The following is a 13,716-nucleotide window of genomic DNA, read 5'->3' on the forward strand; positions in this document are numbered from 1 at the left end:
TAAGGCCCGAGATAACGCCAATACGGCGATGGCCCAGCGAGATCAGATAATCCACTACGGCCCGTGCGCCGCCGCGATTATCGATCCGAACCCTGGGCCCCACAGTGGACTCACAACTACAGGCTTTCACGCAGGCGACGTCGGCCGGCATTTCGGAGTGCTTGTTGAGTTCATCCGGGCGCAGCTGAATAACGCCATCGGCAAGGCGTGTTTCCACCCGACGAATATACTCTTTTTCCCGCTCGATAATACCGCGGGTATCCCCCAGCAATACGGCGTAGCCCTTTTGTTGCGCGCGGTCCTCGATGCTGCGAATCACCTGAGAGAAAAACGGGTTGGTGATGTCCGGTACCAGTACCACAACGGCATAGCTTTTGGCCGAGCGAAAGCTGCGCGCCAGCATATTGGGCCGATAGCCCACTTTATCGATGGCGTTGTGGACTTTATTGAGGCTCGCTTGAGAGACCTTTTCCGGGTCGCTCAGCGCCCGTGAGACGGTGGCGACAGAAACACCGGCCTCGCGTGCTACATCTCGGATATTGGACATAAAGTAATGCTTTTTAAGAGGGATAAAGTTTTTACGATAGTAGCATACCGCCAGAAAACGCTTAAGTAACGTAAAGCGCTGGTAATATTTGGTGTAATCGGTTACATTTGGCTTCGCTTTACGACAAGGTGGTCGTCTATGCTAAGACTGTGGCACACGTGATGCGTTAATTACTGTGTTCTTAAGGGCGTGGTAAATCTTGCGGGAGGCTAACCCGGTCACTCCCGTGCTTCGCGTTTTGTGCTGCACACCTTGTAACTACACCGTCTGGACGGCTGTCCGGCGCTATAATAATTGGATGCACACATGCAGTTAGCAATTTTAGATGTGGTGGTTATCGCGGCATACCTGCTGGCCACTGTTTTTATCGGCTTCTGGATCTCCAGTCGCGCGTCAAAAAATCTGCGCAGCTACTTTTTAGGGGGCAACAAACTTAAGTGGTACACGCTTGGGTTGTCCAACGCCTCGGGTATGTTCGACATCAGCGGCACTATGTGGATGGTGTACCTGCTGTTTGTTTACGGGCTTACCAGTATTTATATCCCCTGGCTGTGGCCGGTATTTAACCAGATCTTCCTGATGGTATTTTTGTCGGTATGGTTGCGCCGCTCTGGCGTGCTGACCGGTGCCGAGTGGATTACCTTCCGCTTTGGCGACAGCACCGGCGCCCGGCTATCGCATTTAATTGTGGTGCTGTTTGCGCTGGTGAATGTGGTGGGCTTTTTGGCCTACGGCTTTATCGGTATCGGCAAGTTTGCCTCTGTGTTTTTACCTTGGCAGTTATCGGCCGACCCGGATACCAACGACATCTATTACGGGTTAATCATCACGGCGTTAACCACGGTCTATGTGGTTAAAGGCGGCATGTTCAGTGTGGTTTTTACCGAGGTGCTACAGTTTTTTATTATGACGGTGGCGTGTGTTTCGGTGGGCATTATTGCCATGCAGCAAGTCTCGCCCGAGATGCTGGCGGCGGTGGTACCCGATAACTGGGACAAAATAACCTTTGGTTGGAACCTGGATATGGATTGGTCCGGTACGCTCGAGGCGGCCAACACCAAAATTGCCTCCGATGGCTATGAGCCTTTCACCATCTTTTTTATGCTGATGCTTTTGTCGGGTATCGCCAAAAGTATGATGGGGCCACCGCCAAACTACGATATGCAGCGTGTGCTGTCCGCGCGCTCACCCACGGAGGCGGCCAAAATGAGCGGCTTCGTCAATGTGGTGTTGTTGTTTCCGCGCTACATGCTGATTGCCGGTTTGACCATCCTGGCGCTGGTGTTCTTTATGGACGAGCTGCAGGCGATGGGCCCCGATGTGGATTTTGAGCAAATCCTGCCCTTTGCCATGAAAGAGTTTGTGCCGCCCGGTTTGCTTGGTTTGCTGATTGCCGGCTTGTTGGCGGCATTTATGTCGACGTTTGCCGCCACCACCAATGCGGCGCCGGCCTATGTGGTTAACGACATTTATAAGCGTTACTTTAAGCCTAACGCCGATGCTAAAAACTACGTTACAGCCAGCTACATTGTATCGGTTTTATTTGTGGCACTGGGTGTGGTTATCGGGCTGTTTGTACCTTCGCTCAATTCGATTATTTTGTGGATTGTCAGCGCGTTTTATGGCGCTTACACCGCCTCCAATTTACTTAAGTGGTTCTGGTGGCGTTTCAACGGGGTGGGCTATTTTTGCGGTATGGCCATGGGCCTAGTGATTCTGCTGATTATTCAGGTGCTGCAGTGGACTCTCGACTGGGAGATCATGCAGGTCTATGCCTTCCCGTTTATTTTTACCGGTTGCTTTATTGCCTGCGTCGTTGGCTCGCTGCTGAGTAAAGCCGATGATATGGAAGTGTTAAAAACCTTTTATATTAAAGTTCGCCCTTGGGGTGTGTGGGGGCCGGTTTATCGCGAGGCGCTTAAAGATTACCCCGAGCTAAGCCGCAACAATGATTTAGCGCGCGATGTGGGTAACTTAATTGTGGGGGTCATCTGGCAAACCTCGATGGTTGCCGCCTCTATCTTTATGGTGATTCAGCACTGGGTAGAGTTTGTCGCCGCCGTGGTGGTGTTTGTGGTAACTAGCCTGTGGCTGTGGCGCTTTTGGTGGTGCCGGTTGGAGGACTATCCAGCCGATACGCCAACCAAGTACACCCTGGCAACCGCAGACGATACCGAGTAACGCCCGCGGCCGTATTGATCGGCGCACCCAATGGGGACGCTGTTTTTAGGTAAAGTTGTAACCGGTTGCGCGCAGGCCCGCCGGTTGCAGCGTCGAATGATTTTGAATTTTAGGACAACTATTATGAGTGACTTTCGCGTTCGCGCCCAACAATTGCTAAAGCAGCATGAAGCGCTTATTACCCGTGCCAACAAAGCCATTGAGCCAGGCAACGGCGTATATACGCGCTATCAACACCCTATTTTAACGGCTGAGCACGCCCCCATTTTTTGGCGCTACGATCTTAATGAGGCTAGCAACCCGCATTTAATGGAGCGCTTGGGTGTCAACGCGGCTTTTAACTCGGGGGCACTTTACTGGAACGGCAAGTACATCTTAGCCGTGCGCGTTGAAGGCGACGATCGTAAAAGTTTTTTCGCCATTGCTGAAAGTGATAACGGCGTCGATAATTTCCGCTTTTGGGATTATCCCATTACCCTGCCTGAAACCGACCGACCCGATACCAACGTCTACGATATGCGCTTGACGCAGCACGAAGATGGCTACATCTACGGTTTGTTTTGCACCGAGCGCAAAGATGAAAACCAGCCCAACGATTTATCGGCGGCCGAAGCTCAGTGCGGTATCGCGCGCACCAAAGACTTGGTTACCTGGGAGCGCCTGCCCGATTTGATTACCTATTCTGGCCAGCAGCGCAATGTGGTGTTGCACCCGGAGTTTGTCGACGGCAAGTACGCCATGTACACCCGCCCGCAAGATGGTTTTATCAGTGTCGGCAGTGGCGGTGGTATTGGTTGGGGCTTAAGCGACTCAATGGAAGGCGCTGAAATAAAAAACGAAGTTATCGTCGATGGCAAGGAATACCACACCATTAAAGAAGTTAAGAATGGTCAGGGCCCGGCCCCCATTAAAACCGCCCAGGGGTGGTTGCACATGGCTCACGGCGTGCGCAACACAGCCGCCGGTTTGCGTTACGTTTTGTATATTTTTATGACCGAGCTGGAGCGCCCCTGGGTGGTAACGCACCGCCCCGGTGGCCACTTTATCGCCCCTAAAGGCAATGAGCGTGTTGGCGATGTGTCGAATGTAGCCTTTGCTAACGGCTGGATCGTCAACGAGAAAGACGAGGTGTTTATCTACTACGCTTCATCCGATACCCGTATGCATGTGGCAACCTCAAGTGTCGATAAACTGGTCGACTACTGTATGAATACCCCGGAAGACGGCCTGCGCTCGGCCGCCTCGGTGAATACACGTAAGGCGTTAATTTCTGGCAACCTGGATATTCTGGATACGTTTAAATGAGTCAGGCTGTAGACACTCAAAAGGTTGCCGGTGTTGCTCTGGCAACCGATGAATCGTTAACGAAAACGTTTACCGGACAGCTCCACGCTATTGCCCGGTGGTGGCTCGATTACGCGCAAGATCAAGGGCGCGGTGGTTTTTATGGTGAGGTTGGCGACGACAATGTTGCCCGCGCCGATGCCGAGAAAGGCATTGTATTAAACACCCGAATCCTGTGGTTTTTTTCTGAGGCGGCCGTCTTTACCGGTAGCGATGAGTACCGCGTGGCCGCTGATCGGGCCTATCAATATTTGTGCGAATACTTTTTTGATCGTGAGCAGGGCGGGTTTTATTGGTCGCTCTCGCCCGCGGGTGAAATCGAGCAAAGTAAAAAGCAAGTGTACGCTCAGGCGTTTGCGATTTATGCCCTGGCCGCTTACTACGAATTAACCGCTAACGCCGATGCCCTAACTCTGGCGATGGACACGTTTGCGTTAATCGAAGCTAACTGCATCGATCGCGACGCTGAGGGCTACTACGAGGCTTATACCCGCGAGTGGGGAAAAATCGAAGATGTTCGCTTAAGCGAAAAAGATTTAAATTACCCCAAAACCATGAATACGCACCTGCATGTGCTGGAGGCCTACACCAAACTGCATCAGGTAAACCCTGATAAAAGTGTGGCGGCAGCGCTGGGCTATGGGATTGATCTGTTCGATAAGTACATGATCGATTACGACAATTACCACCTTAAAATGTTTTTGGATGATAACTGGCAAGATCACTCGCCGGGTTTAACCTACGGTCACGATATCGAGTGCAGCTGGTTGTTGTACAAAGCGCTAGTATCGTTGGGCGATCAAGAGCGTCTGGCGCGGTTAACCCCGGTGATTATCGAGCTGGCTAAAACTTGTCAGCGTGAAGCTATTCGCGAGCGCGGCGATGTTGTCGACGCCTACGACCGCGCAAGCGACTGCTATCACAGCGCGCGTATCTGGTGGGTTCAGGCGGAGGCCTTAGTCGGCTTTTTAACCGCCTATAAACTCAGCGGCGACGAGAGCTTTTTAAGCACAGCAAAAAACTTGTGGTCATTTATAGATACTTATCAAATTGACCACGACCGGGGGGAGTGGCGCTGGCACTCGACTCTGGATGCTCCGGATGGATCTCGCGATTATAAAGCGGGGTTTTGGAAGGGTCCCTATCATAATGGGAGAGCCATGATAGAAGCCGCCAAGCTGCTCGGAGGTTAACTCCGGGCGGCTGGAGCGGCTCACTTAACACCAGATCTGGGTGTATTTAATACGCCCAGATCTGAATAATAAAACCACCCAATCAATGCTGGCTGAGTCGCAAGCGCCTCTGGCCACGGTCTTTGTAAAGGTAATCATTATGAGCAAAATCATTGTCCGATGTTTTGTGTTGTTGGCCGCGGCTGTGCTTGTGGGTTGCGCGCAACCCTCGGCGGAGCAACCGGCTAGCGACGCGTTTGTTACGGTAAAAGGTCAGCAGTTTTATCTGGGGGGTAAGCCCTATCACTACGTCGGTGCCAATATGTGGTATGGCGCCTACCTTGGGTCGCCGGGTGTTACAGGTGATCGCGAGCGCTTAACGCGCGAGCTGGACTTGCTGGTTGAACACGGCATTACAAACCTGCGTGTGTTGGCCGTCTCTGAAACCAGCGACTTAATGCGAGCCGTTCGCCCGGCTGTATTACAAAACACTCAGGGTGAGCTTGACACTGATCTACTGCGCGGCATGGACTTTTTATTGGCCGAAATGGCTAAGCGCGATATGAAAGCCGTGCTCTACTTAAACAACTTCTGGCAGTGGTCTGGCGGTATGTCGCAATACGTGGCGTGGTTTACCGGTACCGAGGTGCTCGACCCGGATGTAACCGGTAAGTGGAACCCGTTTATGGAAAACTCCGCGCGCTTTTATCGTTTAGAAGAGGCGCAGACTCTTTACCGCAACGTTATTCGCACTCTTGTTACCCGCACTAACAGTATTACCGGCACCGTTTACAGTAACGATCCGACCATTATGTCATGGCAGTTGGCCAATGAACCCCGCCCCGGCAGCGATGCCGATGGCCGGGCGCACTTTGATGACTTCTCCCGCTGGGTAGATGAAACCGCAGGCTTTATTAAAGAGTTGGCGCCGCATCAGTTAATCAGCACCGGCAACGAGGGGGCGATGGGCACGCTGGGTGATGCCGAGCTGTTTGAGCGCTCTCACGCCAGCCCGAACGTGGATTATCTGACCTTTCACATGTGGATTAAAAATTGGGGTTGGTTTGATATTACTCAGCCGGAGGAAACTTACAGCTCGGCCGTCACCACCGCAAAACAATACATGAGTGAACATGTGGCCATTGCCGAGCGCCTCAACAAACCCATCGTGCTTGAAGAGTTTGGCGTTGAGCGCAACGGCGGGGCATTTGATCACGGTACGCCCGTGTCTTACCGGGATAGCTTCTACGCGATGGTCTATAGTGTTATTGAAAACAATGCCGCCGCGGGCGGGCCTTTTGTTGGGTCCAATTTTTGGGCCTGGGGCGGTTTTGGGATGACCGATCGCGAGGACTATATGTGGCAAGAGGGGGACGACTTTTTTGGTGACCCGCCACAGGAGGCGCAGGGCTTAAACTCTGTGTTTGCCGATGATGAGTCGACCTTAAAGGTTATCGCGCAGCACGCACAACACCTAAAAAGCCTCTAGCAGACTACTAGGCCTTTGCGTTAACCAGCCGTAAGTAAGCCGCCGCGGTGGCTTACTTTACACGAGTAATCTGCCGGGCCCTGATTACCCATAAGAAATCACTAATAATAGCGAGAGCATCATGAGCAGAACTTTTCGACATAAGCTTTGCATCTTAGTGAGCGTGTTAAGTTTGATGGTATTGAGCTTTCAGGCGAGCGCTGAAAAGAACACCGAAATCGGTCAGCTTCCGGCCATGGGCTGGAACAGCTGGAACACCTTCGACTGTGATGTCGATGAGCAAATGATTCGGGAAATGGCCGACGCTATGGTTGAGTCCGGGATGAAAGACGCCGGCTATGAATACATCAATATCGATGATTGCTGGCACGGTGAGCGCGACCAAGACGGCAATATCCAGGTCAGTAAAGAGCACTTTCCGTCGGGCATGAAGGCCCTGGCCGATTACGTTCACGCTAAAGGTTTAAAGCTTGGCATTTATTCGGATGCGGGCAACACCACTTGTGCGGGGCGCCCCGGCTCGCGCGGGCACGAGTACCAGGATGCAAAAACCTATGCCGACTGGGGTATCGATTACTTAAAATACGACTGGTGTGATACCGATAAACTTAACCCGGAGGGAGCTTACACCACAATGCGCGATGCGCTGCACGCGACCGGCCGGCCCATCTTATACAGCATTTGTGAGTGGGGCGATAATCAGCCGTGGGAGTGGGCAACGGACATTGGTCACAGCTGGCGTATCTCGGGCGATATTTATCCGTGCTGGGATTGCGGCTACAGTTGGGGCAGCTGGTCGTCGTGGGGCGTGCTAAAAATTCTGGACATGCGTAAAGATTTAAACCTTCGGCAATACGCAAAGCGCGGTCAGTGGAACGATATGGACATGATGGAAGTGGGTAACGGCATGACCGCCGCCGAAGACCGGTCTCACTTTTCGTTGTGGGCCATGCTCAACTCGCCGCTGATTGCCGGCAATGACTTGCGCAATATGTCTAAGCAAACCTTAGACATATTAACCAATAAAGACATTATTGCGCTCAACCAGGATGCCGCTGGCGTTCAGGCTATGCGCTATATCGATGCCGGCGACTTGAATGTTTTTGTCAAGCCACTGATGAGTGGCGATTGGGCTTTTCTGTTTTTAAATCGTGGTGATGATATTTTAACGGTTAACCACGATTGGCAGTTTAACATTGTAAAAGATGACCTTACCGGCCGATCGATTGACTTTAATAAACAAACGTTCGATTACAAAGGCCTGTGGAAGTCATTCAGTGGTGACACCAGCAAGCCCTTGCAGCTTAATATTCCTGCGCACGATGTGGTGGTATTGCGGCTGACGCCTAAAGGCTAACTCGCTTTTCGCGCGTAATACCCTAAAAAGGCCAGGCTCGAAAAGCCTGGCCTTTTTATTGGGGCTTTAGTTGACAAGCAGTGTGATGATCAGCCCCAGCGCTATTGCCCAGCCGCTTAATGCGGCGGCTTTCCAGACGCGCTCCGGGTGGCGCTCCATCAGCGGCTTATGTTTTGCGGTTAGCCAGTTGGGGTTGGGGCGCTGTAAGTCTTTTAGCCACTCCGATAGCGCATCGTAGCGTTGCGCGGGCTGAATTTGCAGCGCTTTCTCCAGTGCGCGGTCGAGCCAGATGGGTACCAGCGGGTTGTACTGCAATGCCGAGCGGTAGCTTAACTTTTGAAATTGATTAAGCGCCATGGCCTTGCCGTAGGCTTCACCGTAAGGGCGCTTGCCGGTGAGCATTTCGTACACCAGTACCGCGATAGAAAACTGATCCGAGCGCGGGCCTGTGCGGCCACCATAACGGTATTCCGGCGCGGAGTAATCCAGCGTGCCCAGAATATGATCGGGTGTAATCGCCGATCCCATTTCCTGTATTCCGGCCACCCAGCAAGAGCCAAAGTCGATTAAACAGGCGCCCTGTGTACCCAGTACGACATTGTCGGGTTTTAAGTCCTGGTGCAGTGTGTCTTTGCGGTGCAGTGCGCGTATACCGGTTACCAGCTGCTCGGCCAGCTCGACGGCGTCGGACACCTCGAGTGGTGCTCGCTCTTTAATCACTTGCGATAGCGTTGGCCCGGGAATGTACTCGGTTAAATAGTAAAGGCATGAGCGTGGTTGCGGAGGCTCTACCACCCGTACGATGTGTCGGTTGCTGATGCGCGCACCAATCCAGCTCTCTTGCACAAAGCGTTCGATGTAAGCCGGATCGTCCTCATAATTAACCGAGGGTGTTTTCATGACTAGGTTTTTACCGTCGGGCGTTTTTACCAGGTACACCTGACTGCGCTCGGACTCGTGCATGATTTTTTCAACGGTGAGTCCGTCAATGCTTTTGCCCACATCCAGCAAAGGCGCAAAGGGCAGTCGCGATAATACGGTGACCGCATCGGCCTGGCTCGATGCGCCCAATTGCTCTACCCGGGCCAGCTGTAGGCTAATATTGTCGTCACACCCGGCGTCCATAGCCGTTTGGTACAAGGTGTCACACAGCGCCTGTAGATCACTTTGTTGGTTTAATAAAGTTTCGAGTGTTTTATGGTCGACCCAATCGTGCAAGCCATCGGTGCTGAGCATAAAAACATCACCCAGTTCGACCTCGTAGGTTTGCATATCGACTTCCAGGTTTAAGTCGGCACCCATGGCGCGGCTCAAGTAAGTCGTGCGGCGATCAATTTTTTGCGTGTGATCGCGTGTGAGTAATTCCAGCTGGCCGGCGCGCAAGCGATAAATTCGGCTGTCACCCACATGAAAGGTAAACAGTTTATCGCCTTTGATCACAATAATACTCAGAGTGGTGAGGTAGCCCTCTTGTCGCACACTGTTTTGGCTTTGGCTCCATAAATAACGGTTGAGCGATTGAATAACCCGGTTGGCCGACTGCCCGGTGCGCCAGGTGTCGGGCGTGGCATAGTAGTCGGTTAAAAAGCCGGTAATAGCGGTTTGGCTGGCCTGGCGCGCGGCATCGCTGGTGCTGACGCCGTCGGCAATGGCAATAGCGACCCCTTTGGTGGTCAGTGCCGCCCCTTCGGGAAAGCGCGCCCCGACAGTGTCTTGGTTTTCGGCTTTGCGTCCGGCATCGCTCAGTTGCGCAAACTCGAGTTTTAGTGATGACTGGATATGATCCATTGGGTGTGAGCCTGATTGTTGTTCTTGTGGCGGTATCATAGCGCTTCCTGAAGATGAAAAAAAAGCGGATCCGAAGATCCGCTGCAGACACGGGGAAAAGCTGAATTAGGTAAGTTCGATTTGCGCCAGCGAACCGTCTTCATTAGTTTCGGTCATGTGGCCTTTAGGCTCTTCTAAAAACTGTACGACACCAAAGATAACCAAGGCGCAGCCGCCGATCACCATAAAGAAGGTCGAGGCATCCACAAAACTGTAAATCGTCAGGAAGGTTACAGCGCCCACGTTGCCGTAGGCACCAGCCATGCCGGCAATTTGCCCGGTCATGCGGCGCTTAACCAGTGGCACCATGGCAAATACCGCGCCTTCGCCGGCCTGAACAAAAAAGGAGCAACACATTACGGCAACCACCGCGAGGGCGACGGGCCAGCCGGCGTCCACTTGCGAAAGGGTAAAGTAGCCAATGGTGAGGCCGACGATAAAAATCGACATAGACAAACGACGGCCGCATTTGTCGCTAATGTAACCGCCACCGGGGCGCGCGACTAAGTTCATAAAGGCGTAGGCGGCACCCAGTGCCCCGGCCATCGCCAGGCTCATGCCCTCGAAGGTTTCAAGGAAGAACGCCGGTAGCATAGACACCACCGCCAGCTCCGAGCCAAAGGTAACAAAGTAAGCCCAGTCGAGAATGGCCACCTGCTTAAATTTGTATTTATCGTGCTCGGGTACTTCGGCGCCCTGCAGCATGTCTTTGTTTACGCGATAGATCTGCGAAAACTGATAGGCGCACAGGATGACCAACACCAGATACATCAGGTAGGTAGTGCTTTGAGTCAGCAAGCCAACCCCGGAGGGGGAAAGCTTCCAGGCCAGTACCGCTAAAATAAAGTACATGGGCAGGTTCATCGCCAGGTAAAAGTAAAAGTCTTTTTTGCTGGTCACTTCCAGGCCGCCGCTCTTTTTGGGCTTAAAGTAAGTTGAGCCTTTGGGAGTATTGCGGGCGCGCAAATAAAACACGATGGAGTAGGCCATGGCCATTAAGCCGGTAATGGCAATGGCGTAGCGCCAGCCGTCGGCGCCACCAAACAGTAAGGCAACCGTAGGCAGGGTAAAGGCCGCCGCCGCCGAGCCAAAGTTGCCCCAGCCGCCGTAAACACCTTCGGCCAGGCCTACCTGACGGGCCGGAAACCACTCGCCCACTAAGCGAATACCAATCACAAAGCCGGCGCCGACAAAGCCTAGCAAAAAGCGGGTAAGCGCCAGCTGCTCGTACGTTTGTGCCGAGGCAAACGCCAAACACATCAAACCGCCCGAGGCGAGCAGTAAGCTGTAAACGATGCGGGGGCCGAACCGATCCACCAATATGCCCACCACAATGCGCGCGGGAATGGTGAGGGCCACATTCAGAATCAGCAGTGCTTTCCACTGGCTGATGTCCATGTTGAAGGTTTCCATGATCAGCGGCTTTAGCGGTGCGTGGCTAAACCACACCACAAACGTTAAGAAAAAGGCAAACCAGGTCAGATGCAGCAGGCGAATGTTATCGCGTGTGACATCCAGTAAATTAAGTTTCGAAGAGCTCATGGTTTCGTCCGTCTGTTCGGGCACGGCTATCGTGGCCGGCGCAGTGAGTCGGGTGCGGGCCTGTGGCCCAGGGTTGTGTACTCATCCGGGGTATAGCAAGCGCTGTGCCAGCGACGTTGGGCTAAAAAATGGGGCACTAATTTTATCGATCGCGGGGCGATTTAACTGATGATGTTTTGTTCTGGTGCGCGCAGGCGGCCGATGCATTTTGTGCTGCGCCCTATTAGTGCGACCCAAAATAAGCGCGGTGGTGCATTAAGGTGCTAAGTTGCACCGCAGTGGTTCGCTTATGGGGCGGCCCCGATTAAAGAGGCGGGTAGGTCGTGTTAATGCAACCGGTATCGTTAAAGTGCTTAGGTGGTGCCTTTTACACGGTTTTTTACTGTACATTTTTAGGGGGGAACCCTATGCTCCCCTGTGCCCATAATAGAGCTGAAGGCCGCGTGAATACCTGACGTTAAGCCCCGGCAACACCCCATAACAACATCAACACTGACAAGAGGTGGACAGTGACTACCCCGACCTACCAAAAACTATCCATATTTGAGAAAAGCGGTTACGCCATGGGTGATGCCGCGGCTAACCTAGTGTGGCGCGGTGCGCTTGCCTATTTAGCGGTGTTTTATACCGACACCCTCGGTATTACGGCGGCCGCGGCCGCGGCACTTTTGCTGCTGGTGCGCGTATCCGACGGCATTACCGACATTATTATGGGCATGATTGCCGATCGTACCCACACCAAATACGGTAAATTTCGCCCCTGGATTTTGTGGTCGGCCCCGGTGCTGGGGTTATTTATGGTGTTGTCGTTTACCGCGCCGGATATTAGCCCCGAGATGAAACTGGTGTGGGCCTACTTTACCTACATCGGGTTAACGCTCGCTTACACGGTTAACAATGTGCCTTACTCGGCCTTGATGGGGGTAATGACCTCCAGCCACGAAGAGCGCAGTGTGTTATCCGGCTACCGTTTTGCCGGCGCCTTTTTAGGCGGCGCCTTGGTGATGGCGGGCACGCCGTATCTGGTCGAGTATTTTGGCCAGGGGGATGAGGCCAAAGGTTACCAGCAAACCATGTATGTGTTTGCGGTGCTGTTAGTGGCGCTGTGCGTGATTACCTTTGCCGCCACCAAAGAGCGTATTGTGCCCACCACTAACACCGGCTCGTTTAAAAAAGAATTTAAAGATCTGCTGTTTAATTTACCCTTTATTATCGTCCCATTGCTGTCTATCTCGCTGTTCTTTTTTAGCCTGACTCAGGCCGAGGACGCCACGTATAAAATCAACCCCTGGATTATGGGGCCTTTGTGTGCCGTCGTGCTTATTGCCACTGGCTACTTGATTCGCACGTTAATTAACCGCCCCGAGGGCGCGAGCACCCCGTCGCAGCGCGATTTGATTGACCTGTTAACCAATAAACCCTGGTTGATGATTTTAGGGCTGGGCTTTTTGACCATGCTGTTTAACGGCATTAAGTATGTGGTTATCGCCTACTACTTTAAGCATTACCTGCAAGAGCCCACCATGACGGGCATGTACTTTCTGGCGCTGTTGATTACCTCAATTTTCGCCGCCTTTGTGTGCGGTTACTTTACCCGCCTGGTGGGTAAAAAGACCCTGTTTGTCGCCTCGCTGATTATCAGCGGTGTACTCACCGGTTGTATTTCGCTGCTGGATCGCAACGACGTTACCGGCCTGTTTGTACTGGGCTGCGCCGCCGAGTTCTTTGCCGCGTTTATGCCGGTGCTCACCTTTAGCATGTTGGGCGATGCCGCCGACTTCTCTGAGTGGAAACACGGCCGTCGCGCCACGGGTCTGTTTTATTCCGCTGGTAGTTTTATTCAAAAAACCGGCGGCGGTTTTGCCGGCGCTCTGGTGCTGATGGTGTTGGGTGGTTACGGCTATGTGGGTACCGACCCGAGCACAATTGCTCAGGCTACCGATGGTATGGTGATGTTAATGAGCTGGATTCCGGCGCTGTTTGCCTTTGTGGCGGTGTTGCTGCTCGTGGTGTATCCGCTTAATACCAAACGTATGGAAGAAATCGAAACTGAGCTCAATATGCGTCGGTCACAGGCCGGGGTATAAGCCTTGTGGTGGCGCCGCGCAAGTTGGCGCCACCGCTTGTAAAACAACACCCGGAACAACCCTCTAAGCTCACGCAAGAAAGTTGCCACGAGTGGCAGGCAGCCCCTCGAGCTTTCTGACTTAGCTCATGGCTGTTCTGAGTTAGCTCATGGCTGTTTTGAGGTGCGGCG

9 protein-coding genes are annotated in these 13,716 nt (G+C 52.9%); 6 read left to right on the forward strand and 3 right to left on the reverse strand.

What is annotated here, in order from left to right:
* Window positions 1-547, reverse strand: a 547-nt coding sequence (locus AAC019_RS15160) for a LacI family DNA-binding transcriptional regulator (protein WP_339899991.1), incomplete at its 3' end; no start/stop codon positions are given.
* Between the two features lie 306 nt (window positions 548-853).
* Here AAC019_RS15160 and AAC019_RS15165 point away from each other — a divergent pair.
* The 5 genes from AAC019_RS15165 to AAC019_RS15185 all read left to right on the forward strand — a co-directional run bounded on the left by AAC019_RS15165 (window position 854) and on the right by AAC019_RS15185 (window position 8,090).
* On the forward strand, window positions 854-2,728 hold the full coding sequence (locus AAC019_RS15165) for a sodium:solute symporter family protein (protein ID WP_339899992.1): 1,875 nt from the start codon (window positions 854-856) through the stop codon (window positions 2,726-2,728).
* A 123-nt stretch (window positions 2,729-2,851) separates the two neighbouring features.
* Window positions 2,852-4,033: a 4-O-beta-d-mannosyl-d-glucose phosphorylase Mgp130 gene (gene mgp130 / locus AAC019_RS15170; RefSeq protein WP_339899994.1), complete on the forward strand. Its 1,182-nt coding sequence runs from the start codon at window positions 2,852-2,854 to the stop codon at window positions 4,031-4,033.
* A complete protein-coding gene (locus AAC019_RS15175) occupies window positions 4,030-5,265 on the forward strand; it encodes an AGE family epimerase/isomerase (RefSeq protein ID WP_339899996.1) in 1,236 nt (411 codons plus the stop codon). Before mgp130 ends, AAC019_RS15175 begins: the two co-directional genes overlap by 4 nt.
* Before the next feature lie 139 nt (window positions 5,266-5,404).
* Complete coding sequence (locus AAC019_RS15180; RefSeq protein ID WP_339899998.1) at window positions 5,405-6,733, forward strand: cellulase family glycosylhydrolase; 1,329 nt, start codon at window positions 5,405-5,407, stop codon at window positions 6,731-6,733.
* A 121-nt stretch (window positions 6,734-6,854) separates the two neighbouring features.
* Window positions 6,855-8,090 (forward strand): glycoside hydrolase family 27 protein, encoded by a 1,236-nt coding sequence (locus tag AAC019_RS15185; protein ID WP_339899999.1) that lies wholly within the window; start codon window positions 6,855-6,857, stop codon window positions 8,088-8,090.
* 66 nt (window positions 8,091-8,156) lie between these two features.
* Here AAC019_RS15185 and AAC019_RS15190 read toward each other — a convergent pair whose 3' ends face one another.
* On the reverse strand, window positions 8,157-9,878 hold the full coding sequence (locus AAC019_RS15190) for a bifunctional protein-serine/threonine kinase/phosphatase (RefSeq protein ID WP_339900028.1): 1,722 nt from the start codon (window positions 9,876-9,878) through the stop codon (window positions 8,157-8,159).
* A 105-nt stretch (window positions 9,879-9,983) separates the two neighbouring features.
* Window positions 9,984-11,459: a NarK family nitrate/nitrite MFS transporter gene (locus tag AAC019_RS15195; RefSeq protein ID WP_339900001.1), complete on the reverse strand. Its 1,476-nt coding sequence runs from the start codon at window positions 11,457-11,459 to the stop codon at window positions 9,984-9,986.
* Between the two features lie 509 nt (window positions 11,460-11,968).
* On the opposite strand from AAC019_RS15195, the gene AAC019_RS15200 reads away from it, so the two are divergent.
* The gene (locus tag AAC019_RS15200) at window positions 11,969-13,546 is read left to right on the forward strand and encodes an MFS transporter (RefSeq protein ID WP_339900002.1); all 1,578 of its coding nucleotides are present in this window, start codon (window positions 11,969-11,971) and stop codon (window positions 13,544-13,546) included.
* Window positions 13,547-13,716: the final 170 nt, after the last annotated feature.

The sequence above is a fragment of the uncultured Gilvimarinus sp. genome, from assembly GCF_963975215.1.
Taxonomy (GTDB): domain Bacteria; phylum Pseudomonadota; class Gammaproteobacteria; order Pseudomonadales; family Cellvibrionaceae; genus Gilvimarinus.

Excerpts from the sequence above, each read along its gene's own strand:
- AAC019_RS15175 (WP_339899996.1), top strand. The coding sequence starts at position 4,030 with ATGAGTCAGGCTGTAGACACTCAAAAGGTTGCCGGTGTTGCTCTGGCA.
- AAC019_RS15180 (WP_339899998.1), top strand. The coding sequence starts at position 5,405 with ATGAGCAAAATCATTGTCCGATGTTTTGTGTTGTTGGCCGCGGCTGTG.
- AAC019_RS15185 (WP_339899999.1), top strand. The coding sequence starts at position 6,855 with ATGAGCAGAACTTTTCGACATAAGCTTTGCATCTTAGTGAGCGTGTTA.
- mgp130 (WP_339899994.1), top strand. The coding sequence starts at position 2,852 with ATGAGTGACTTTCGCGTTCGCGCCCAACAATTGCTAAAGCAGCATGAA.
- AAC019_RS15165 (WP_339899992.1), top strand. The coding sequence starts at position 854 with ATGCAGTTAGCAATTTTAGATGTGGTGGTTATCGCGGCATACCTGCTG.
- AAC019_RS15195 (WP_339900001.1), bottom strand. The coding sequence starts at position 11,459 with ATGAGCTCTTCGAAACTTAATTTACTGGATGTCACACGCGATAACATT.
- AAC019_RS15190 (WP_339900028.1), bottom strand. The coding sequence starts at position 9,878 with ATGGATCATATCCAGTCATCACTAAAACTCGAGTTTGCGCAACTGAGC.